This window comes from Streptomyces sp. URMC 127 (assembly GCF_051386535.1).
In the GTDB taxonomy this organism is placed as follows: Bacteria; Actinomycetota; Actinomycetes; order Streptomycetales; family Streptomycetaceae; genus Streptomyces.
Window position 1 is genome coordinate 1 of sequence record NZ_JBPQTW010000500.1, and the last position, 491, is coordinate 491.

The following is a 491-nucleotide window of genomic DNA, read 5'->3' on the forward strand; positions in this document are numbered from 1 at the left end:
AAGAGACAGGGGGAGCTCGCCCGCACGGGGTGGAAGTGGGGAAAACCCGGACGCAGCGTGGCGGGCGCGCTTACTCTCGGGGTGTGCCTGGCTTGTCCGGCCGGGTCCTTGTCGTCGACGACAACAAGGTCATCCGGCAGCTGATCAGGGTCAACCTCGAGCTCGAAGGCTTCGAGGTCGTGACCGCGGCCGATGGTGCCGAGTGTCTGGAGATCGTGCACCGTGTGCGGCCCGATGTGGTGACGCTGGATGTCGTCATGCCCCGGCTGGACGGGCTGAACACCGCGGCCCGGCTGCGTTCCGACGCCCGGACGTGCGACATACCGATCGCGATCATCAGCGCCTGCACCCAGCTGGAGGTCGAGGGCGGCCGCTCGGCGGGAGTCGACGCGTTCCTGGCGAAGCCCTTCGAGCCGACGGAGATGGTCCGGCTCGTCCGCAGGCTCATGCGGGGCCACAAGGGGGAGCGGGGCGACGGGCTGCCGGGGGCC

1 protein-coding gene is annotated in these 491 nt (G+C 69.9%); it reads left to right on the plus strand.

What is annotated here, in order from left to right:
• Positions 1–35: 35 nt before the first annotated feature.
• The coding region (locus ACSNOH_RS35110; RefSeq protein WP_436725494.1) for a response regulator at positions 36–491 on the plus strand (456 nt) is incomplete at its 3' end.